This is a genomic window from Thioclava sp. DLFJ4-1 (assembly GCF_002020145.1).
Taxonomy (GTDB): domain Bacteria; phylum Pseudomonadota; class Alphaproteobacteria; order Rhodobacterales; family Rhodobacteraceae; genus Thioclava; species Thioclava sediminum.
This window is the reverse complement of the sequence record NZ_MPZT01000003.1, coordinates 153,559-174,976: the sequence shown is the minus strand read 5'-3', so window position 1 is coordinate 174,976 and position 21,418 is coordinate 153,559. Positions and strand designations below refer to the sequence as shown.

At 64.7% G+C, this 21,418-nt stretch carries 17 protein-coding genes; 7 read left to right on the top strand and 10 right to left on the bottom strand.

What is annotated here, in order from left to right; translation table 11 throughout:
* Window positions 1-2: 2 nt before the first annotated feature.
* From BMI85_RS10680 to BMI85_RS10655, 6 genes are all read right to left on the bottom strand, one after another.
* Window positions 3-902 carry an ABC transporter permease subunit gene (locus tag BMI85_RS10680; RefSeq protein WP_078601286.1) on the bottom strand — a complete coding sequence of 300 codons (900 nt, stop codon included), beginning with the start codon at window positions 900-902 and terminating at the stop codon, window positions 3-5.
* 5 nt (window positions 903-907) lie between these two features.
* Window positions 908-1,915 carry an ABC transporter permease subunit gene (locus BMI85_RS10675; RefSeq protein ID WP_078520874.1) on the bottom strand — a complete coding sequence of 336 codons (1,008 nt, stop codon included), beginning with the start codon at window positions 1,913-1,915 and terminating at the stop codon, window positions 908-910.
* A 160-nt stretch (window positions 1,916-2,075) separates the two neighbouring features.
* Window positions 2,076-3,674 (bottom strand): ABC transporter substrate-binding protein, encoded by a 1,599-nt coding sequence (locus BMI85_RS10670; RefSeq protein ID WP_078540627.1) that lies wholly within the window; start codon window positions 3,672-3,674, stop codon window positions 2,076-2,078.
* Between the two features lie 222 nt (window positions 3,675-3,896).
* Window positions 3,897-4,775, bottom strand: a complete 879-nt coding sequence (locus BMI85_RS10665) for a transglutaminase family protein (protein ID WP_078601285.1) — start codon at window positions 4,773-4,775, stop codon at window positions 3,897-3,899.
* Window positions 4,776-4,779: 4 nt separating this feature from the next.
* Window positions 4,780-7,215 carry a circularly permuted type 2 ATP-grasp protein gene (locus tag BMI85_RS10660; protein ID WP_078601284.1) on the bottom strand — a complete coding sequence of 812 codons (2,436 nt, stop codon included), beginning with the start codon at window positions 7,213-7,215 and terminating at the stop codon, window positions 4,780-4,782.
* 21 nt (window positions 7,216-7,236) lie between these two features.
* Window positions 7,237-10,611 carry a transglutaminase family protein gene (locus BMI85_RS10655; protein ID WP_078601283.1) on the bottom strand — a complete coding sequence of 1,125 codons (3,375 nt, stop codon included), beginning with the start codon at window positions 10,609-10,611 and terminating at the stop codon, window positions 7,237-7,239.
* Window positions 10,612-10,842: 231 nt separating this feature from the next.
* On the opposite strand from BMI85_RS10655, the gene BMI85_RS10650 reads away from it, so the two are divergent.
* The gene (locus BMI85_RS10650; protein WP_246832541.1) at window positions 10,843-11,844 is read left to right on the top strand and encodes a Fe(3+) ABC transporter substrate-binding protein; all 1,002 of its coding nucleotides are present in this window, start codon (window positions 10,843-10,845) and stop codon (window positions 11,842-11,844) included.
* Window positions 11,845-11,929: 85 nt separating this feature from the next.
* On the opposite strand, the gene BMI85_RS10645 is transcribed toward BMI85_RS10650, so the two are convergent.
* Window positions 11,930-12,703, bottom strand: a complete 774-nt coding sequence (locus tag BMI85_RS10645) for a hypothetical protein (protein ID WP_078570942.1) — start codon at window positions 12,701-12,703, stop codon at window positions 11,930-11,932.
* A gap of 195 nt (window positions 12,704-12,898) precedes the next feature.
* Here BMI85_RS10645 and BMI85_RS10640 point away from each other — a divergent pair, with 195 nt between their 5' ends.
* A complete protein-coding gene (locus tag BMI85_RS10640) occupies window positions 12,899-13,834 on the top strand; it encodes a nucleoside hydrolase (RefSeq protein WP_078601281.1) in 936 nt (311 codons plus the stop codon).
* 170 nt (window positions 13,835-14,004) lie between these two features.
* On the opposite strand, the gene BMI85_RS10635 is transcribed toward BMI85_RS10640, so the two are convergent.
* Together BMI85_RS10635 and BMI85_RS10630 are read right to left on the bottom strand one after the other, a co-directional pair.
* On the bottom strand, window positions 14,005-14,610 hold the full coding sequence (locus BMI85_RS10635; protein ID WP_078601280.1) for a peptidylprolyl isomerase: 606 nt from the start codon (window positions 14,608-14,610) through the stop codon (window positions 14,005-14,007).
* Entirely contained in the window at window positions 14,603-15,109 is a 507-nt protein-coding gene (locus tag BMI85_RS10630; protein ID WP_078601279.1) for a peptidylprolyl isomerase, read from the bottom strand. Before BMI85_RS10630 ends, BMI85_RS10635 begins: the two co-directional genes overlap by 8 nt.
* 181 nt (window positions 15,110-15,290) lie before the next feature.
* Here BMI85_RS10630 and BMI85_RS10625 point away from each other — a divergent pair, with 181 nt between their 5' ends.
* The 3 genes from BMI85_RS10625 (at window position 15,291) to BMI85_RS10615 (ending at window position 18,739) form a co-directional block, all read left to right on the top strand.
* Window positions 15,291-16,487 (top strand): phosphoglycerate kinase, encoded by a 1,197-nt coding sequence (locus BMI85_RS10625; RefSeq protein WP_078601278.1) that lies wholly within the window; start codon window positions 15,291-15,293, stop codon window positions 16,485-16,487.
* A 223-nt stretch (window positions 16,488-16,710) separates the two neighbouring features.
* Window positions 16,711-17,604 carry a fructose bisphosphate aldolase gene (locus BMI85_RS10620; RefSeq protein ID WP_078601277.1) on the top strand — a complete coding sequence of 298 codons (894 nt, stop codon included), beginning with the start codon at window positions 16,711-16,713 and terminating at the stop codon, window positions 17,602-17,604.
* Between the two features lie 211 nt (window positions 17,605-17,815).
* Window positions 17,816-18,739 carry a hypothetical protein gene (locus tag BMI85_RS10615; protein WP_078601276.1) on the top strand — a complete coding sequence of 308 codons (924 nt, stop codon included), beginning with the start codon at window positions 17,816-17,818 and terminating at the stop codon, window positions 18,737-18,739.
* Here BMI85_RS10615 and BMI85_RS10610 read toward each other — a convergent pair.
* Window positions 18,701-19,645 (bottom strand): glycosyltransferase family 92 protein, encoded by a 945-nt coding sequence (locus BMI85_RS10610; protein WP_168174777.1) that lies wholly within the window; start codon window positions 19,643-19,645, stop codon window positions 18,701-18,703. The two genes, BMI85_RS10615 and BMI85_RS10610, sit on opposite strands and share 39 nt — an antisense overlap.
* A 266-nt stretch (window positions 19,646-19,911) precedes the next feature.
* Here BMI85_RS10610 and BMI85_RS10605 point away from each other — a divergent pair, with 266 nt between their 5' ends.
* A complete protein-coding gene (locus BMI85_RS10605) occupies window positions 19,912-20,208 on the top strand; it encodes a septum formation initiator family protein (RefSeq protein ID WP_152844401.1) in 297 nt (98 codons plus the stop codon).
* A gap of 182 nt (window positions 20,209-20,390) precedes the next feature.
* Window positions 20,391-21,416: a pyruvate dehydrogenase (acetyl-transferring) E1 component subunit alpha gene (gene pdhA / locus BMI85_RS10600; protein WP_078520888.1), complete on the top strand. Its 1,026-nt coding sequence runs from the start codon at window positions 20,391-20,393 to the stop codon at window positions 21,414-21,416.
* Window positions 21,417-21,418: the final 2 nt, after the last annotated feature.

Genomic DNA, 21,418 nt, shown 5'->3' with positions numbered 1-21,418 from the left:
GCTTAGCTCCGCTTCAGTTTCGGATCGAGCGCGTCGCGAAGGCCGTCGCCCATCAGGTTGATCGCCAGCACGGTCACGAGGATCGCGAGACCCGGGAAGGTCACGACCCACCAGGCGCGCAGGATGAACTCGCGCGCTTCCGACAGCATCGTGCCCCATTCCGGGGTCGGCGGCTGCGCGCCCATGCCGAGGAAGCCAAGCGCCGCCACGTCGAGGATCGCGTTCGAGAAGCTCAGCGTGCCCTGCACGATCAGCGGCGCGAGGCAGTTCGGCAGCACCGTGCGGAACATGAGGCGCATATGGCCCGCGCCCGCGACCTGTGCGGCCATGACGTAATCGCGGTTTTTCTCCGACAGCACGGCCGCGCGGGTCAGGCGCGCGAAATGCGGCTGATAGACGATGGCGATGGCGATCATCGCGTTGATCAGCCCCGGGCCGAGCACTGCCACGAAGACGAGTGCCAAGAGCAGCGACGGGAAGGCGAGGATGATATCCATCACCCGCATGATCACGGTATCGACCCAGCCGCCGAACCAGCCGGCGAGCAGGCCGAGGATCACCCCCACGGAGAGCGCGAGCAGCACGACCATCCCGCCGATGAACAGCGAGAAGCGCGCGCCGAACAGCAGGCGCGAGAGGATATCGCGCCCGACCGCATCGGTGCCCATCAGGAAGGTGCCGTTGGCATCATGCGTCAGCGGCGTCGCCAGAAGCGCGTCGCGGAACTGCGTGTCGGGATCGAAGGGCGAGATCAGCGGTGCCGCGATCGCGGCCAGCGCGATCAGGGCGAACACCACCAGACCGATCACGGCCCCACGGTTTTCTTTGAAATAGAACCAGAACTCGGCGAATTGCGCGCGGCGCGTGCCGGCCGGAATATCGGTTTCGGTCACTTCGGACATGTCACTCACCTATGCCGGATACGCGGGTTAATCAGACCGTAGAGCAGGTCCACGATCAGGTTCACGAACATCACGATCAGCGCGATCATCAACAGCCCGCCCTGCACGGAGGGGTAGTCGCGCCGCGAGATCGAATCGACCATCCATTTGCCGATGCCCGGCCAGGAGAAGATCGTCTCGGTCAGGATCGCGCCCGCCATCAGCATACCGACCTGCAGACCGATCGTGGTGATCACCGGGATCATCGCATTGCGCAGCGCGTGGACGCCCACGACGCGGCGCGGCGGCATCCCCTTGGCGCGCGCGGTGCGCACGTAATCCTCGCCCAGCACTTCGAGCATCGCCGAACGGGTCTGGCGTGCGATCACCGCGAGCGGAATCGTGGCGAGCACGACCGCAGGCAGGATCAGGTGGCTCAGCGCCGAGGTCAGCGCGCCGGATTGCCCCGACATCAGCGCGTCCCAGATCATGAAGCCCGTCCCGTTCGGGAAGTAATACATCAGCGAGATGCGCCCCGAGACCGGCGTCCATTGCAGGATGCCCGAGAAGAGGATGATCAGCAGCAGGCCCCACCAGAAGATCGGCATCGAATAGCCCACCAGCGCGGTGCCCATCGTCGCCTGATCGAACCACGAGCCGCGCTTGATCGCGGCCAGCACGCCGATCGGCACGCCGATCACGACGGCGAGGAACATCGCGCAGACGCCCAGCTCCAGCGTGGCCGGGAAGAGCGCGAAGAACTCACCCAGCACCGGCTTGTGGGTCACGAGGCTGTCGCCGAGATTGCCATGGGCGAGTTGCCAGATGAAATCGAGATATTGCTGCCAGAGCGGGCGGTCGAAGCCGAGCTGATGCGCCAGCTCGGCATGGCGTTCGGGGCTCAGCCCGCGCTCGCCTGCCATCAGCAGCACCGGGTCCCCGGGCAGCACCCGAACGAACCCGAAGGCCACGATCGTGATGCCGATCAGCGTGGGGATCAGCCAGAGGATCTTGCCGATTATGAAACGTAACATGTCACCGGTCCTGTTTGCGGTTCTCTTCGGAACCTGTGGGGAGCCCTTGCCCGCCGCACCCAGTTGCGCCAGCGGTCATCGGTCTCCGATGTTTGGCCCCTAAAAGTATTGCGAGGCGCCCGGTCTCCCGGACGCCCCAATCACGCGGGTATTCTCAGGATCACTCCGAGATGTCCACCCCGTAGAAGTCGTGACCGCCCAGCGGGCTCATCACGTAGCCGCTGACTTTGGTCGACATCGGCATGAACACGGTCGAGTGGGCGATGGTGTCCCACGGCGCCTGCTCCTTGAAGACTTCCTGAGCCTGTTCATAGAGCTTGGTGCGCTCGGCCTGATCGCTCGATTGACGCGCCTTGGTGATCAGATCGTCGAATTTCTGATCGCACCAGAAGGCACGGTTCGCACCGCTTTCAGCCGCCGAGCAGCCCAGCAGAACCGCGAGGAAGTTGTCCGGGTCGCCGTTGTCGCCGGTCCAGCCGAGGATCACCGCACCGTCACGGGTCGGATCTTTCGACTTCTTCAGGTACTCGCCCCACTCGTAGGAGACGATGTTCGCGGTGACGCCGACCTTGGCGAGATCCGATTGCATCAGTTCCGCGGTGCGGCGTGCGTTCGGCATGTAGGGCCGCTGCACGGGCATCGCCCAGATGTTCATCTCGAGATCTTTGACGCCAGCCTCGTCGAGCATTTTCTTAGCCTGCTCAGGATCGTAGGCGTCGTCCTTGATGTCCTTGTTATAGGACCACATGGTCGGCGGGATCGGGTTCTTGGCAACCTGGCCAGCACCCTGGAAGACCGCGTCGATGATCGCGTCCTTGTTGATCGCCATGTTCAGCGCCTTGCGGACTTCCGGCTTGTCGAACGGCGCCTGCGTGGTGTTGTAGGCGAGGTAAGCCACGTTCAGACCGGGCTGCTCGTCGACCTTGATGTTCGAGTCGTCCTTGAGCGCCTGAATGTCGGCCGGCGACGGGTACGGCATGATCTGGCATTCGCCCGCCTGCAGCTTCTGCATGCGCACCGCCGGATCGGGGGTGATCGCGAAGATCAGATCGTCGACCGGGGTCTTGCCCTTGAAGTAGTCCGGGTTCGCTTTGTAGCGGATCACGGCGTCCTTCTGGTAAGCCACGAAGGAGAACGGACCGGTGCCGACCGGCACGTTGTTGATGTCAGCCTTGCGGTCTTCACCGGCGAGCTTGTCGGCATATTCCTTCGACATGATCGACGCGAAGTCCATCGCGAGGTCGGCAAGGAACGGCGCGTTCGGCTCGGACAGGGTGAACTTCACCGTGTAATCGTCGACTTTCTCGATCGATTTGATGATCGTCGGCATATCCATGCCAGCATAGTATTCATAGGAAACGCCCGGCGCGTAAGCGTAATAGGGGTTGTCCTTGTTGCCCTGACGGTCGAACGAGAAAATCACGTCATCGGCGTTGAAATCACGGCTCGGGGTAAAGCCCTCGACCGAGTGGAATTTCACGCCCTTGCGCAGGTTGAACGTGTAGGTCAGGCCGTCGTCGGAGACGTCCCAGCTTTCTGCGAGGCCCGGTTCGATCTCGGTCGTGCCCGGCTTGAATTCGACGAGCTGGTCGTAGACCGGGTGCGACGAGGCGTCGAACGTCGTGCCCGAGGTATAGGGCGCGGGATCAAAGCCTTCCGGCGACGCTTCCGAGCAATAAACGAGCGTCTTGGCGCCGGCTCCGCCTGCGGTCATCATCACCGCGGCAGCCCCCGCCAAAAGCATCGAGCGAATGGTCATGGTCTGTCCTTCCTGTTGGTTGGTCTTTTCGTGAGTGCTGCCGCCCCCTCCGGTCGCGCGGGCGCGACATCGTGGGACGGTTCAAACACAAACTGGTGAGGAGTAAATCGTGCTTTGATCACGTGGTCAATGAATGCCGCGACGTCGCGGGTCACGAGCCAGTGAAGCTTTCGTGCGAATCCTGCGGCGCGCCGCACAGTCGCGCGCCGGGGTTGCGTCGCCTCAATCGAGCGGGATTACATCCACCGCCTGCGCGCTTTGCTGACCGCCTGCGCCGCGCATCGCCCCGCGCAAAGGCGGCACGTCGTCATAGTCGCGCCCGTAGCCGACGGTGATGTAATCCTCGCCCGCATATTGATTATTGGTCGGGTCGAATTCGACCCAGCCGGTCTCGGCGCCCGCCCAGGCCCGCACCCAGGCATGCATCGCATCCGCGCCTTCCAGCCGTGGCTGGCCGGGCGGCGGATAGGTGCGCAGGAAGCCCGAGACATAGCCCGCAGGGATCCCCACCCCGCGCAGGCAGGAGATCATGATATGGCTGAAATCCTGACAGACGCCGTGGCGGTTCGCGAAGGCCTCGGCTGCGGGCGTGTTCACATCGGTCGCGCCCGCATCGAAACGCATCTCGCGGTGCAACGCGCGCCCCACCGCCTCGATCGCGCCGCGCGCGGTCTGGCCCGGCTGCAACTGCGCCTGAGCGAACTCCGTCATCTCTTTCGTCGGCGCCGCACGGCGCGAGGCCGCGAGAAAATGATGCGGCGCATTGGGCGCGAGGCTGCGGAATTGGGCGATCTCCTGCGCCAACTCCCCACGCGGCGAGGACAGGTCCAGCCCCGGCTCCGCGAGCCCCCGGTCAATCTTGGCGGTGAGGGTCACGCCGATCTCGGCGATCGGCGCGTGCCAGACCGCCGAGGTCATCGTATTGCCGAAGAAATCGCGCGAGTCATGGCGCTCATCGGGCGGCGGATCGAAGCTGAGCAGTCGCGACGTGACCGTTTGCATCCCCGCAATGTCCGAAGGCAGCACCCGCAGCAGCGTCCGCGCATGATCGGAGGGCGCGTTATACCGGTAGCTCAGCTTTAACTTCACCTCGTAACGCATTCGCTTACCTCAGATATTTCTGCGACACGAGATCGGAGAGCCGGAACAGGTCCGACCGGATCTGCTGCAACATCTGGGGCGTGACCTCCTCGGGTTCGATCACCGAGAGCTGCGTGCGCAGAGGCATCAGCGCGCGCAGCAGATCGCCCGGACGCCCGGCCACCTCGGCCTCGGGAAGCTCATCAAGAAGCCCCTTCAACCGATTGAGATGAAACAGAATTGCGCGCGGGTTGGCGGCGTCGAGCACCAGCAGGTCCAGCACCGTCTCCAGATTGGTGCGCACGCGGTAGCGGCGCTGGTGGGTGATGACGCTGTCGGCCACCTCCACCGTCAGATCGAGCGCGCCTTCCGGCGCATCCTCGGCGGTGAAACGGATGAGCAGCGCGGCAATCCCGTCGGCGCGTTCCAACGCCCGCCCGATCGACAGGAAGCGCCAGCCCTCGAAGCGATACATGTTCTCGTGCACGAGACCGGAGAAGCCGGTGATCTTGCGCAAAAGCACCCCCATCGCGCGCGCCGTATCGTCGCCGGGGCGCGCGGTGCTCACCATCCCGCGGGCGGTCTTCGACAGGTCCTTCAGCGCGAGCCAGCCATCGGTCGAGAACCGGTCGCGCACTTTCGACGCACAGGCCTGCGCCGCATCGAGCCGCTGCAAAAGTGCATCCGGCACGGGTTGCGAGATATCGAACCCGTGCGCGCCGAGGAACTCCGCCAGACGAGCCAACCGCTCGTCTTCCGGGCTGCCTGTCGCGGCGAGGCGCAGGTGATAGGCGCGGATCACCCGGATCGAGTCCTCGCAGCGCTCGATGTAGCGGCCGAGCCAATAAAGGTTGTCGGCGGCGCGTGCAGGCAGCGTGCCGGGAATCTTGCGGCGGAAGGTGCCGGTCTGGCGCGGCGCCATGCTCGCCGAGGGCACTGGCTTGTCCGAGACGATCCAGACATCGGCCACAGCCCCGCCCTGCTGCATCGACAGCGCGGTCGCATCGCCCTCTGGTCCGATCCGGGCATAGCCGCCCTTCATGAACTGCCAACCCTGCGGCGTGCGCGCGGCAAACACCCGCACCGTCATCGGACAGGGCCGGACCGAGCCGCCGCCCTGCCCGTCGTCATGCCATGCGGGCGTCGTGGACAGCGTCACCGCCTCCTGGCCCACCAGATGCCGGCCCTCGGCCTCCAGCCAATCCGCGATGGACGCCTCCGCACCCGAGCGGAACTGCCCGCCCAGCGCGGTCGCGGCATCCAGATCGAAGGGCAGGTTCACCGCCATCGCAGGGCCGATCATCATGTTCTCGGCATTGGCGCGCACATGGGCGCGCTCGGACGCGCCGCCGCACCACCAAGTCGCGATATTGGGCATGGCGAGCGGCTGCCCCGTCAGCACCCGCGAAATCTTCGGCAGAAAGGCCATCAACGCGCGGGTCTCCAGCACGCCCGCGCCCAGCGCATTGACCATCGCGAGATTGCCCTCGCGCACCGCCTCCATCAGACCGGGCGTGCCGATCTGGGTGTCGGGGTCCATCTCGAGCGGATCGACGAAGCCCGCATCCATCCGCCGCCAGAGCGCGCCCAAGGGTTGCGGCCCCTCGATCGTGCGCACCATCGCCTCGCCATTCTGCACCAGCAGATCCTCGCCTTCGAGAAGCGACAGGCCGAGGTAGCGCGCGATATAGGTATGCTCGTAATAGCTGTCATTGGCCGGGCCCGGCGTCAGGATCGCGGCGCGGCGCATATCGCCCTCGCCCCGCCCCGCAAGCGTCTCTAGCGCGGCGCGGAAGTCACCAAAGAATGTGGCGAGCTTATGGATATGATCGCGCGGGAAGCTCTCGGGGAAGATGCGCCCCGTGGCCATACGGTTCTCCAGCGCGAACCCCGCCCCCGAGGGCGCCTGCGTCCGATCCCCCAGCACGAACCACGACCCGTCCGGCGAGCGCCCGATCTCGAAGGCGAGGAAATGCAGGTAATTGCCCCCCTTGGGCTGCACCCCCACCATCGGGCGCATCCAGTGCTTATTGCCCGCGATCAGTTCCGGCGGCAGATGTCCGTTCGCGACGAGACTTCCCGGCCCGTAGAGATCGGCCATCACCGCCTCGAGCAGATCGGCCCGCTGTGCCAGCCCCTCGCAGATGCCCGACCACTCGCTTTCATGCAGCACGACGGGGATATGGCTCAGCGGCCATTCGCGCTCGGCCAGCACATCATTGGAATATTGCCGGTAATAGACGCCCGCATCGCGCAGGTACTGATTGGCGCGTTCGAAGCGTTGCGGGATTTCCCCGGGTTCGAGCTGCAGGAACTTCTCCACGAAGGGCCGCCAGACGCGCCGCATCGCACCGGAGCGTTCGAACAGCTCGTCGGCCACGCCCGGCACGGGCGCATAGCCCGCCAGAAGCGGGTGCTGTTCGAGCGGGCTCGCAGCGTCGGACGTATTGGGGCTTTGCATCGGGTCTCCGTTAGGCTCGGATCAACTCAGCCCGACAGGACGTCGCAGGTCAAGCGTCAGGGGAAACTCCGGGTGGGGGGTCTCCGGTTCCGGGCGATAGGCCCCCGGCGTGTGACCGTGCCCCTCGAAGCGCGCCAATCGGCGGGCTTCCGCCTCGTTGCCGTTCACCGGGAAGGTATCGTAGTTGCGCCCCCCCGGATGGGCCACGTGATAGATGCAGCCCCCGATCGCCCTGCCCGTCCAATCGTCATAGATGTCGAAGGTCAGCGGCGCATTGACCGGCAGCGTCGGATGCAGCGCCTCGGCGGGTTGCCACGCCTTGAAGCGTACCCCGGCGACGGACACCCCGCTTTCCTGCGTGCGCGCCAGCGGCACGGGACGACGGTTGCACATCACCTTGTAGCGGTCCTGATGGAGCGAGGTCATCTTCACCTGCAAACGCTCCACCGAGCTGTCGGTGTAGCGCACTGTGCCGCCAATGGCGCCGGTCTCTCCCAGCACATGCCACGGCTCGAGCGCCTGACGGATCTCGAGATGCACGCCTTCGGCCTCGATCTGACCGCAGAAGGGGAAGCGGAACTCCGATTGCGCCTCGAACCATTGCGGATCGAGATCGAAGCCGTGGCGACGCAGGTCGGCGAGAAGATCGGTGAAATCCTCCCAGAGGTAATGCGGCAGCATGAAGCGGTCATGCAGCACCGTCCCCCAGCGCACCGAACGCCCCTCTACCGGCGCATTCCAGCACCGCGCGATGATGGCGCGCAGCAGGAGTTGTTGCGCGAGCGACATGCGCGGGTCCGGCGGCATCTCGAAGCCGCGGAACTCGACGAGGCCGAGGCGACCGGTCGGCCCGTCGGGCGAATACATCTTGTCGATGCAAATCTCGGCGCGGTGGGTGTTGCCGGTGACGTCGGTCAGCATGTTGCGCAGAAGCCGATCCACCAGCCACGGCGGCGGCACATTGCCTGCCTCTGGCGGATGGATCTGGCTCAGCGCGATTTCCAGCTCGTAAAGCGTATCGTGCCGTGCCTCGTCGATGCGAGGTGCCTGCGAGGTTGGGCCGATGAAGAGGCCCGAGAACAGATAGGACAGCGAGGGATGCCGCTGCCAGATCAGGATGAGCGATTTCAGCAGATCGGGGCGACGCAGGAAGGGGCTGTCGAGAAGCGTCTCCCCTCCGACCACGACATGGTTGCCGCCCCCCGTGCCGGTATGGCGCCCGTCGATCATGAACTTGTCGGCCCCCAGCCGCGACTGGCGGGCCTCCTCGTAGATCGCCTCGGTGGTGGCGACGCAGTCCTCCCAGCTATGGGCGGGATGGATATTCACCTCGATCACGCCGGGATCGGGCGCGACACGGATCACGTTGAGACGCGGATCATGCGGTGGGGCGTAGCCTTCGATATGGATCGGCAGCCCCATCGCCTTGGCGCTTTCCTCGGCGGCGGCGATCAGTTCGAGGTAATCCTCTAGATCCTCGGTCGGCGGCATGAAGACGCATAGCCGCCCATCGCGGGGTTCGACCGAGATCGCGGTGCGCACGACGCCGTCGATGGTATCGAGATCCTGCTCGACGATCCGCTGCCCCGGCTCGGCCGATTGCGCCTCAGAGACGGGCTGGCTGTGCTCCTCCGTGGGCTTGTCGACCAAACCCTTCTCGGCAGCCTTCTCCATCTCGGCATGGAAGTCGGGCAAATCGCCTTTGGGCAGCGAGGTGTCGGTGACGTAGTGATAGGGATATTGCGCGGGCGGCACATAGGGCAGCGCGCCCAGCGGCAGGCGGAAGCCCGCAGGGCTGTCCCCGGGGATCAGGAACAGCTTGCCGCGCCGGGTCTTCCACTTCTCCGAGCGCCAGCGATGGCCGGGCTGCGCCTTGGCCTGCCAGCGCTGCACCGGGAGGATATAGCCCGTCGGCGTCTCCAGCCCGCGACTGAAGACCCGGGCGAAGCGCGCGCGATCCTCGGGGTTCTTCAGCTTGCTGTCATCGGGCGTGACATTCTCCGGCAGGTTGCCCTCTTTCAGCATCCATTCGGCGGGGTCTTCATAGGCGGGCTGGGCGTGCTCGGGCTCGATCCCCAGATGTTCGGCGATGCCGCGCATCAAGGTACCGGCCTCCTCCGGCCCCGCGCCGGTCTTGTCGCCCTCCTTGGCGATCAGATCCTCGTCGCGCCAGATCGGCTTGCCGTCGCGCCGCCAGTAGAGCGAGAAGGTCCAGCGCGGCAGGCTCTCGCCCGGATACCACTTCCCCTGCCCATAATGCAGGAAGCCCCCCGGCGCGAAGCGATCGCGCAGCCGCCGGATCAGTTCATCGGCCAGCGCACGCTTTTGCGGCCCCACGGCGGCGGTGTTCCACTCGTCGCTCTCGAAGTCGTCGATGGAGACGAAGGTCGGCTCGCCCCCCATCGTCAGACGCACATCGCCCGCTCTCAGGCTTTCATCCACCTTGCGCCCCAGCGCATTGAGCCGCTCCCAGGCCTCGTCGGAAAACGGCTTGGTGATGCGCGGATGTTCGGCCACCCGGTCCACCGTCATGTCGAAAGCGAAACTCACCTCCGGGCTGCCGACAGAGGAGAAGCCCCCCGAGATCGGCGCGGCATTGCGGAAATGGGGTGTGGCCGCCAGCGGGATGTGGCTCTCGCCGGTCAGCAATCCGGATGTCGGGTCCAGACCGATCCAGCCCGCGCCAGGGATGAAGACCTCGCACCAAGCGTGCAGATCGGTAAAGTCGTGATCGGTGCCAGACGGCCCGTCGAGCGCCTCCAGATCGGGCTTCAGCTGAATCAGGTAGCCCGAAACGAACCGCGCCGCGAAGCCGAGATGCCGCAGCACCTGCACCAAGAGCCACGAGCTGTCCCGGCACGAGCCCGAGCGTTTCTCTAGGGTCTCCTCGGGCGTCTGCACGCCGGGGTCCATGCGGATCGTGTAATCGACGACCTTGGAGACATGCGCATTCAGCGCGACGAGGAAATTGACCGTCCCTTTGATCGTGTAGTCGATCTCGCCGATGAACTGCGCCAGACGCGGGCCTTCCGGCTCGGGGGTTCGGTAGATCGACAGGTCGTCACGCAGTTCTTCGGGATAGTCGAAGGGCCATTCCTCGGCGAATTCCTCGGTGAAGAAGTCGAACGGGTTGTAGACGGTCATGTCCGCCGTCAGGTCCACCTCGATCTTCAGCTCTGTCACCGGCTCGGGAAAGACGAAGCGCGCGAGCCAGTTGCCGTAGGGGTCCTGCTGGTGATTCACGAAATGCCCGCCGGGCGAGACCTTGAGCGAATGCGAGATCACCCGGGTGCGCGAATGCGGCGCTGGCCGCAGGCGAATGATCTGCGGGCCGAGCGTCACCGGGCGGTCATAGGTGTAATGGGTCAGGTGATAAATGCTGGCATGGATCGCCATAAGTCTCGCTCCCGCAATAAGTCTTCGCGATTTCACGATGACGGAGGCGGCGCTCGGGTAAAAGCCGCAATTTCAAAAAATGCGCCCTGCCCCTGCCCATTGGTCAATCGAACGCCCAAAAAGCGGGCAGGCAGGCAGCGGCAAAATATTTCCGATCAATTCACTCAGGCATTGACGCGTTCGTGAGCGACCGCTACCTCTTCGCTCACGAAAACGCGAATGGAGACTTCAATGACCCGGACCCTCGCCCTCGCCCTGATGGGCACGGCCCTCGCCACGCCGACGCTTGCGGATGTGAACATCTACTCCCACCGTCAGCCCGAACTGATCCAGCCCGTGCTCGACGCCTTCACCGAAGAGACCGGGATCGCGGTGAACATCGCCTATGTCGAGAAAGGCATGGTCGAGCGCCTGAAAGCCGAGGGCGACCGCTCCCCCGCCGATCTGGTGCTGACCGTCGACATTGCGCGGCTGAGCGAAGTGGTGAATGCGGACGTGACGCAGGCGGTCGAGGACCCGGCGCTGCAAGACGCGATCCCCGCCGAATTCCGCGACCCGCAGAACCACTGGTTCGGCCTGACCTCGCGCGCCCGCATCGTCTATGCCTCGAAAGAGCGCGTGTCCGATGGCGAGGTCACGACCTATGAAGACCTCGCCTCCGAAAAATGGAAGGGCCGCATCTGCACCCGCTCCTTCACCTCGGATTACAACGTCGCGCTGACCTCGGCCTATCTCGCCCATCACGGCGAAGAGGCGACCAAGGAATGGCTCGAAGGGCTGAAGGCGAACCTCGCCAAGACGCCCGAGGGCAACGACCGCAGCCAGGTGAAGTCGATCTGGGCGGGCGAGTGCGACATCTCGCTGGGCAACACCTATTACATGGGTCAGATGCTCGCCGATCCCGAGCAGGCGCAATGGGCCAATTCCGTGCGCATCACCTTCCCGGTCTTCGAGGAAGGCGGCACCCATATGAACGTCTCGGGCATGGCGATGACCAAATCCGCGCCGAACCGCGAGGACGCGCTCAAGCTGATGGAATTCCTCGTCTCGGATGAGGCGCAGGAAATCTACGCCCAGACCAACCACGAATTCCCGATCAAGCCGGGCGTTGCGCGGTCCGAACTGGTGCAAAGCTGGGGCGAGTTCACGCCCGATACGCTGGACCTCGCGAAGCTGGCCGAGTTGCGCCCAACCGCGCTCAAGCTGATCGACGAGGTCGATCTCGACGGCTGATCGCGATCAGACACGAAACAGAGAAAGCGGCGTCCAGCGGGCGCCGCTTTTTTCATTGTCCGGAAATGGTGAGCAACCGATGCGGTTACTGGGCCGCGATCTGTAGCGCCTCGTCGGGGCCGATGCGCACGCCGTCGATCGCGGCCATTTGCTCCAGATCCTGCTCGTAGCGGCGCTGCAGCGAGGCCCGGTCGAGCGGATCGAACTCGGCGATCGGCGTGCCTTGCGGCTGCTGGTGATGGAACCGCGCCAGACGGCGTTTCTGTTTCGGCCCGATCACGACGCCCGAATGGTGCAGGCGCTGCATCATCGCGATCACCGTATCGGCATGCGCGGCCTCGGCATCGGGCGCGGGATCGAGCGACGCGCCCGGCACCAGCGCGGCCATCGCCTCGCCGATCTTCGAGCCATGCGGCAGCACGATGATTTCGCGCGGGTTGAGACCGGCTTTCAGATCGCGCACCACGTTCACCCAGCGGCGCGGACGCGCCATCAGGCGCGGCGTCAGCTCTGCGAAGGGCTTGAGCGGGCGGCGCGCGGCGAGATCACGCCAGAGCGCCGGGTAATAGTCTTCATAACTCGGCGCATAGAGCACCACGCGCCCGACCGAACCGCTCAGCGCCTCGCGGAACCGCTCGGCCCGTTCCTGAGCCCGGGCGAAAAGGTGATAGAGCCCCGCCGCCGCATCGCCGATCAATTGGGAATCGAGGTGGACACGCCCGCCAGCCGCAGCCCCGATCACCGCCGGACCATAGCCTGCGCGGGCCAAAGCGTCCTGCCCACAGCCAAGCGTGCGTGCCATCTGGCCACTCATTCCACCCGAAGCGGGCGCTGCGATGAAGATGTGATGCTGGTTCATGTCTGGGTGTCCTTCCCTGCAGATAGTGGTCTAGAGACCGATTGTGGCCAAATGTGGCCGCCCGCAGGAAAGCTTCGCGGCGAACACACGCATAGGTAATGTCGATTTGGTGTGCCCGAGGGTCACCCCTCCCCATATCTGGACATCGCCGCGCCGCCGCGCCAAGGTCGCGCCGAACCCGCGAAGGAGGCGAATATGGCGCGCAAGATCATCATCGATACCGATCCCGGACAGGATGACGCGGTGGCGATCCTGCTGGCGCTGGCCAGCCCCGACCTCGAAGTTCTGGGCATCACCTGTGTCGCCGGGAACGTGCCGCTGCCGCTGACGTCCAAGAACGCGCGCGTGGTCTGCGAACTGGCCGGGCGGACGGATGTGCCGGTCTATGCGGGCTGCGACCGGCCGCTCGCGCGCGACCTGGTCACGGCGGAATATGTCCATGGCAAGACCGGGCTCGACGGGATCGAACTGCCCGAGCCTCAGATGCCGCTACAGGACCAGCACGCGGTCGACTTCCTGATCGAGACGCTGCGCGCCCATCCCGCCGGCAGCGTGACGCTCTGCCCACTGGGCCCGCTCACCAATATCGCGACCGCGCTCCAACGCGCCCCCGACATCGCCGAGAAGATCGCAGAGATCGTGCTGATGGGCGGCGCCTATTTCGAGGTGGGCAACACCACGCCCGCCGCCGAATTCAACATCCATGTCGACCCGCAGGCCGCCGAGATCGTGTTCAAATCCGGCGTGCCGCTGGTGGTGATGCCGCTCGACGTGACGCATAAGGCGCTCACCACCCGCGCCCGCGTCGAGGCGTTCCGCAATCTCGGCACCCGCGTCGGCCATGCGGTCGCCAGCTGGACCGATTTCTTCGAGCGGTTCGACATGGCGAAATACGGCTCCGAAGGTGCGCCGCTGCACGACCCCTGCGTGATCGCCTATCTGCTCAAGCCCGACCTGTTCATCGGACGGCATATCAATGTCGAGATCGAGACCGTGTCGGAGCTGACCATGGGCATGACCGTCGCCGACTGGTGGCGCGTGACCGACCGGGCGCCGAATGCGATGTTCATGGGCGACCTGGATGCCGAAGGGTTCTACACGCTCCTGACCGAGCGGATCGCGCGGCTCTGAAAGCTGGGAGGGGCGCTGCCCCGCTTCGCTGACGCGAAGCCCCCGGGATATTTTCTCAAGAGCGAAGATGAAAAGAGCGAAGACCGGATCGACCCGCGTCTTCGCTCTTTCCAAATATCCCGGGGGGACAGGCCGCAAGGCCTGAGGGGGCAGCGCCCCCCCTGCCCGGTTTACTTGTCTTCCACCGTCGCCTTGACGATGTAATCGGGGTCCTCGACCACGCCGTTGCGCGCCGCGTCGCCCTTCTTGATCTTGTCGACCACATCCATGCCGCTCACGACATGGCCCACGACGGTATATTGCCCGTCGAGATGGGGCGCGGGGGCGAACATGATGAAGAACTGCGAATTGGCCGAGTTCGGATCGGCGGAGCGGGCCATGCCCACGATGCCGCGCTGGAAGGAGATGTTCGAGAATTCCGCCGGAAGGTCGGGCAGATCGGAGCCGCCCATACCGGCCATCGACGTATCTCCGCCCTTCTTGCCGAACTGCACATCGCCCGTCTGGGCCATGAAGCCGTCGATCACGCGGTGGAAGACGACATCGTCGTATTTGCCTTCCTTGGCGAGCGTCATCAGGCGTTCGGCGGATTTCGGGGCCTTGTCGGTGAGCAGGTCGATCACGACCTTGCCCTCGGTCTGACCGCCGATCTGCAGGACGAGCTTCGGACCGCCGGTATCGGCCACGCCCGAGCTGTCTTGTGCGAAGGCAGCAGGCGCTGCGACCACGAGGCTTGCGGCGGCGGCGAGAACGGTGCGGCGCAGAATATTACGCATCGGCGGCCACCTTCACCGAGATCATCCGGTCGGGGTTCTGCGGCGGCTCGCCGCGCGCGATCTTGTCGACATTCTCCATGCCTTCAATCACGCGGCCATAGACCGTGTATTGACCGTTGAGGAAATGGTTGTCCTTGAAGTTGATGAAGAACTGCGAGTTGGCCGAGTTCGGGTTTTGCGAGCGCGCAGCGCCCAGCGTCCCGCGATCATGCGGCAGCTTCGAGAATTCCGCCGGAAGATCGGGATATTGCGACCCGCCCGTGCCCGCGCGGCCCGGATTGTAGTCCTTTTCCATATTCGCGTTCGCGACATCGCCGGTCTGGGCCATGAAGCCCTCGATCACGCGGTGGAAGGCCACGTTGTCATAGGCGCCGTCGCGGGCGAGTTGCTTCATGCGCTCGGCATGTTTCGGGGCGACGTCGCTGAGAAGCTCAATCACGACCGGCCCGTCCTTGAGCTCGATGATGATCGTGTTCTCGGGATCCTTGATATCGGCCATTGGGTCCTCCGTTGAAAATTTGGGCCGACCATAGGAGCGAGGCCCTTGCGCGGCAAGGACAAAGCGCCGCAGTTCGGTCAGCCGTGTTGACGCGACCCATCGCCGCAGGCATGAAGAACGCAAGCCGCGGGAGCGGGCCACATTCACGATGGTCCCCTGCGCCGATAGGGAGAGTGATTTCATGGCTTGGAAAACCCTCGACGAGGTCGATCTGGACGGCAAGGTCGTGCTGGTGCGCGTGGATATCAACGTGCCCGTGGAGAACGGAAAAGTGACCGATGCCACGCGCATCGAGAAGATCGTGCCGACCGTGCAGGACATCATGTCGAAGGGCGGCAAGCCGGTGCTGCTGGCGCATTTCGGTCGCCCCAAGGGCCAGGTCGTCCCCGAAATGAGCCTCGAGCCGCTGGTTCCCGCGCTGGAGAAGGCCTTCGGCTTCCCGGTGAAATTCGCCAAGGACTGCGTCGGCGGCCCCGCGAAGGAAGCCGTGGGCGCGCTGCAGAAAGGCGAGGTTCTTCTGCTGGAGAACACCCGCTTCCACGCAGGCGAAGAGAAGAACGATCCGATGCTGGCCGCCGAGATGGGCGCGCTTGGCGAGGTCTACGTCAACGACGCCTTCTCGGCGGCGCACCGCGCCCATGCCTCGACCGAAGGCATCGCGAAGATTCTGCCCGCAGCCGCCGGTCGCCTGATGGAAGCCGAGCTGAAGGCGCTCGAGGCGGCCCTCGGTGACCCCGAGCGTCCGGTGACGGCGGTCGTGGGCGGCGCGAAGGTCTCGACCAAGCTCGACCTGCTGGGCAATCTGGTGGCCAAGGTCGATCACCTGATCATCGGCGGCGGCATGGCCAACACTTTCCTCGTGGCGCAGGGCATCGATGTCGGCAAATCGTTGGCCGAGCGCGACATGGCCGACACGGCGAAAGAGATCATGGAGAAGGCCAAGGATGCGGGCTGCAAGATCCACCTGCCCGTCGACGTGGTCGTGGCGCGCGAGTTCAAGGCGGGCGCCGAGAACGAGACCGTGGCCAATGACGCCTGCCCGGCGGATGCGATGATCCTCGATGCCGGTCCGAAATCCGTCGAGGAGATCACGAAGGTCTTCGAGAACTCGCGCACGCTGATCTGGAACGGCCCGCTCGGCGCGTTCGAGATCGCGCCCTTCGATGCGGCGACCAATGCGGCGGCGGCGAAAGCGGCCGAGCTGACCCGCGACGAGAAACTGATCTCGGTCGCAGGTGGCGGCGATACGGTCGCGGCGCTCAACAAGGCCGATGCGGCGAAGGACTTCTCCTATATCTCGACCGCGGGCGGTGCCTTCCTCGAGTGGATGGAAGGCAAGGTCCTGCCGGGCGTCGCGGCGCTCGACCAGCAAAGCTGAGCTTGGCGCCCTGTGACAGGGCGCAGAGACCGATCGGGCCGGGGCTGCGAGAGCGCCCCGGCCCTTTTCATTTGCGCGTCTTTTCGCGGCGCGGGACGCTGCGCAGCGGCGAGGTCACGCCAAAATTCACGCCATTTCGCGATGTTAGCGTCACCAGCGTTGCATCGCCTCGGCGCGGAAACTATCCCTTCAGACGACCCAATATCCCGCAGGAGGAATTTCCATGTCCAACGCCAAGCAGACCGAGCAGATGCGCGAGGGCAACGGCTTCATCGCAGCCCTCGACCAATCGGGCGGCTCCACCCCCAAGGCGCTGCGTCTCTACGGGATCGAGGAAGACGCCTATAACGGCGAAGAGGAAATGTTCGACCTGATTCACCAGATGCGTGCGCGGATCATCAAATCCCCCGCCTTTACCGGCGAGAAAGTTGTCGGCGCGATCCTGTTCGAGCAGACGATGGATCGCGAGATCGACGGCACGCCCACTGCCACCTACCTTTGGGAAAAGCGCGGCGTGGTGCCCTTCCTGAAGATCGACAAGGGGCTGGAAGCCGAGGAAAACGGCGTGCAGCTGATGAAGCCGATCCCGAACCTCGACGATCTGCTGTCGCGCGCGGTCAAGGCGGGCATCTTCGGCACCAAGGAGCGTTCGGTGATCTCGGCGGCCAATGTCGGCGGCATCAAGGCGATCGTCGATCAGCAGTTCGAGCTGGGCATGCAGGTGTTGAGCCACGGGCTCGTGCCGATCCTCGAGCCGGAAGTGACGATCTCGATTGCTGACAAGGACGAGGCCGAGCAGATGCTGCTGGCCGAGATCCTGAGCCATCTCGACACGGTGCCCGAGGGCAAGCAGGTGATGCTGAAGCTCTCGCTGCCGACCGAGCCGAACCGCTACAAGCCGCTGGTCGATCACCCGAAGGTGCTGAAGGTCGTGGCGCTCTCGGGCGGCTATTCGCGCGACGAGGCGAACGAGAAGCTGGCCAAGAACACCGGCATGATCGCGTCCTTCTCGCGCGCGCTGACCGAGGGCCTCTCGGCGCAGCAGTCGGACGAGGAGTTCAACGCGATGCTGGAAGAGGCGATCACCTCGATCCACGCAGCCTCGGTGGCGGGGTAAGATCGGTTAACCGATCAGGGGGCTCTGCCCCCACTCCCTGCGGGAGCTCCCCCGGGATATTTGAACCAAGCCGAAGCGGGGCGTCGGGAGGCGGCCCGCTTTTTGCACCGCACACGACCTTGCGGCGTCGCGCCGGGACACGCTAAAGCTGAACATCCCAGACAGGAAAGGTGCAGGCTCCGTGCAACGACATGTCGTTCTGTTTCGTCGCATGGCGCGGCCGCTCGCGCAGCGTGGGTCGGCCTATATGCGGGCCGAGCAGCTGGTCGAATTGCTGAGACCCCATCTCGATCCGGGGATCACTCTGTCTGTACGTCCGTTCCATGCGCTCGTGATGCCGCCGATTGCGATGCGCGCCGTGGCGCGCAGCATTCCGCGCGGCGCGCTGTGCATCTTCGTAAAATCCGCCGCGAAACACCTCACGCGCGCGCATCTGGCCCCGCTACGCAAACGCGGGATCATCGTCGCGCAGGATGTGGTCGACATGAAGCTGCGCCATGTGCGGCCCGAATTGTTCGACTTGCTGATCGCGGCTTCGCTGCGCGGCCAACAGGCGCTGCGAGACCTTTGCGCTGACAAGGGCCTTTCCTGTCCGGTCGAGCTGCTGCATCACCATTTCGACCCACGCCTGCAAGCGCTGACGCTGCCCGAGCGACCCGAGTTCTCCTGCGGCTATATCGGGCGACCGGACAATGCGATGATCCCCGGGGCGATCCGCGCCGAGGTTGAGACGGTCGATATTTCGGTGGTCGAGGATTTCGAACGCGCCCTGCCTCGGATCGGAAGCTTCGCGCTGCATTACGGCGTGCGCCCCGAGAGCCAGACCGCGCATGGCGTCAATCGCGGCTACAAACCGTTTACGAAGGGCTTCACCGCCGCGGCCTGCAACGCGAATATCCTCGTCAATCGCGATGTCGATGATGCGGTGGAGATGCTCGGTGCGGATTATCCGTTTCTGACCGACCCGACGCCCGAGAGCATCACCGAGACATTCCGGCTGGCACAGGACAGCTATGGCGGGCCGCTCTGGCGTGACGCGCTGGACCGGATGGAGGCGATGCGCGCGACGGTCGAACCGGCCGCCCTCGCGCGGCAGTTAACCGAAATTATTACCCGCGCCGCCCCTCTGGGCTGAGAGCGCGTCATAATACGCCACCGCCTTGCGGTCCTCGACCGGCGCGCGTTCGATCTCGGCGACTTTCTGCAGCACGCGTTTGCGATACCCTTCGGCGCCGCCGAAATTGATCGGGCCGCGGGAGAGTTTGGTCTCCAGCTCGGCTTTCGACAGCAGATAGTAGTGGTTCAGCTGCAGCGGGCTCGAGGTGAAGAACGCCGCCTGCTTGCGCGCGCGGTTTGACACCACCTGCCCCGCCGCGTTGGCGGTGCGGTCGCCCATATCCACGGTCTCGAAACTATGCACGCCCACAGCGGAGACGCGGGACGGATCGACGATGCATTTGAAGCGCAGCAGATCGCTGTCGCGGGCGTAGGGAACGGGCGCGCGGTCGGTGAAGGCGCGCGTCACCCAGGCCTCGGGGCGCGTCTCGTGGCCCGCGTGACCGAACATGTGCCAGGGCAGCGATATGTTCGAGTGATCACCATGCTGCGTGATCGCCTCCATCAGGCTCAGCCCGGGATCGGGGACGAGGAATTCGTCGATATCGATGAAGGCCATGCGCTCGAAATCGGCGCCGAAGGTGGTGACCGCATGGGCATAGGCCGCGACCTGCTGCGAGATGCGGCGCTGCGTCGCCGGATCGTAGCCCGCCATGCGCCAGGGGGTCACGGTGACGGACGCCGCGAAGGGCGACGCGGCGATCTTGGCCAGCGTGTCGTCGGTGCAACCATTGTCATAGAGAAAGACGTGGCGCGCCCCGGCCGCCGTATGAAATTCCAGCCATTCGAGAATGTAGTCGCCCACGTTCTTCACGATGGCGACGAGAGCCAGTCCCTCGCGCCCTTCGGCTGCGCGCGGCGCGGTGATGCCGAAGAGCCGCATCTTCTTCGACCCGACCGCCTTGATGAACCCGGAGATGCTCACATGCGCGCCTTTCCTGCTGCGAAACCTGCCTAGCCAGATGCGCGCGCCGGGGCAAGTCTGCGCGCATGCGGGGCCACGCGTGCGGGGCGGACCGCTGAATGCGCAACACAGTGCGCAACGGCATGCGAAATCTTTGCAGAATTGATCATCCGGGGGATTCCAATGACGAATCACATGTGACATGATTCGAGACACGGGGCCCGTCAGAGGCCATGGCGCGGGTCTGGGGGACAGGCACGCGACCAGCGAAGAAGCGAGGCAGGACAATGGTGATGAGACGCCCCACGATCGGGCCTCTGATTTTCGTGACCGTGGCGGTGGTGCTGGGCGCCTATTTCGCCTTTGCCGCCGTGCAGGGGCGTTACGGGATTCTCAGCCGCGTGCAGATCGAAGCGGAGATCGACGCCAAGCGCGCCGAGCGTGATGCCCTGCGCGCCAAGGTCGACCGGATGGCCAACCTGACCCATCGCCTCTCCGACGATTACCTCGATCTGGACCTCCTCGACAGCCGGGCGCGCGAAGTGCTGGGCGCGATGCGCTCGGACGAGATCGTGATCCGCTGAGAGGCTTATAGGCCTGCCCATTTTCGCGGCACAAACATCGCTCGAAAACCGCCTCACCGGCCCTAGTTGAAACGTGAGCGCCATTCCTGCCCTGCGATACCGCAGGGTCATTGCCTTCGGCCCGGCATTGCTGTAAGGAATGGTTTAACGCTAAACTATTCCGGCCAAGGGAGGTCTGACCAATGGCAGCACGGAAAGGCTCGGCGAGCGGCGCCAAAGCGGGCGCGAATGTCTCGGCCGAGGAACTCAAGCAATATTACCATGACATGCTGCTGATCCGGCGCTTCGAAGAGAAGGCCGGTCAGCTTTACGGCATGGGTCTGATCGGCGGCTTTTGCCACCTCTATATCGGGCAGGAAGCGGTGGTCGTCGGCCTCGAGGCTGCGGCGAAGGAAGGCGATAAGCGCGTCACCTCTTATCGCGATCACGGGCATATGCTCGCCTGCGGGATGGACCCGAAAGGCGTGATGGCCGAGCTCACGGGTCGCGATGGCGGCTACTCGAAGGGCAAGGGCGGCTCGATGCACATGTTCTCGAAAGAGAAGCATTTCTACGGCGGCCACGGCATCGTCGCAGCGCAGGTGCCGATCGGCGCGGGCCTCGCCTTCGCGGATAAGTACAAGGGCAACGACAACGTCACCTTCACCTATTTCGGCGATGGTGCGGCGAACCAGGGCCAGGTCGCAGAGACCTACAACATGGCGCAGCTCTGGGATCTTCCGGTCGTCTTCGTGATCGAGAACAACCAATATGCCATGGGCACCAGCGTGAAGCGTGCGACCAAGTCGCCCGACTTCTACGAGCGCGGCATCGCCTATGGCATCGCGGGCGAAGAGGTCGACGGGATGGACGTGCTGGCGGTGAAGCAGGCCGGCGAGAAGGCCGTCGCGCACTGCCGCTCGGGCAAGGGCCCCTACATTCTCGAGATCAAGACCTATCGCTATCGCGGCCACTCGATGTCGGACCCGGCGAAATACCGGACCCGCGAAGAGGTGCAGAAGATGCGCGAAGAGCGCGACGCGATCGAGCATATCCGCCAGCTTCTGCTGACCGGCAAGCACGCGACCGAGGACGAGCTCAAGCAGGTCGACAAGGATATCAAGGCGATCGTCAACGGCGCCGCCGATTTCGCCAAAGAGAGCCCCGAGCCCTCCGCGGATGAACTTTACACCGACATCTATACCGATGTCGCGCCGCAGAACGCCTGAGG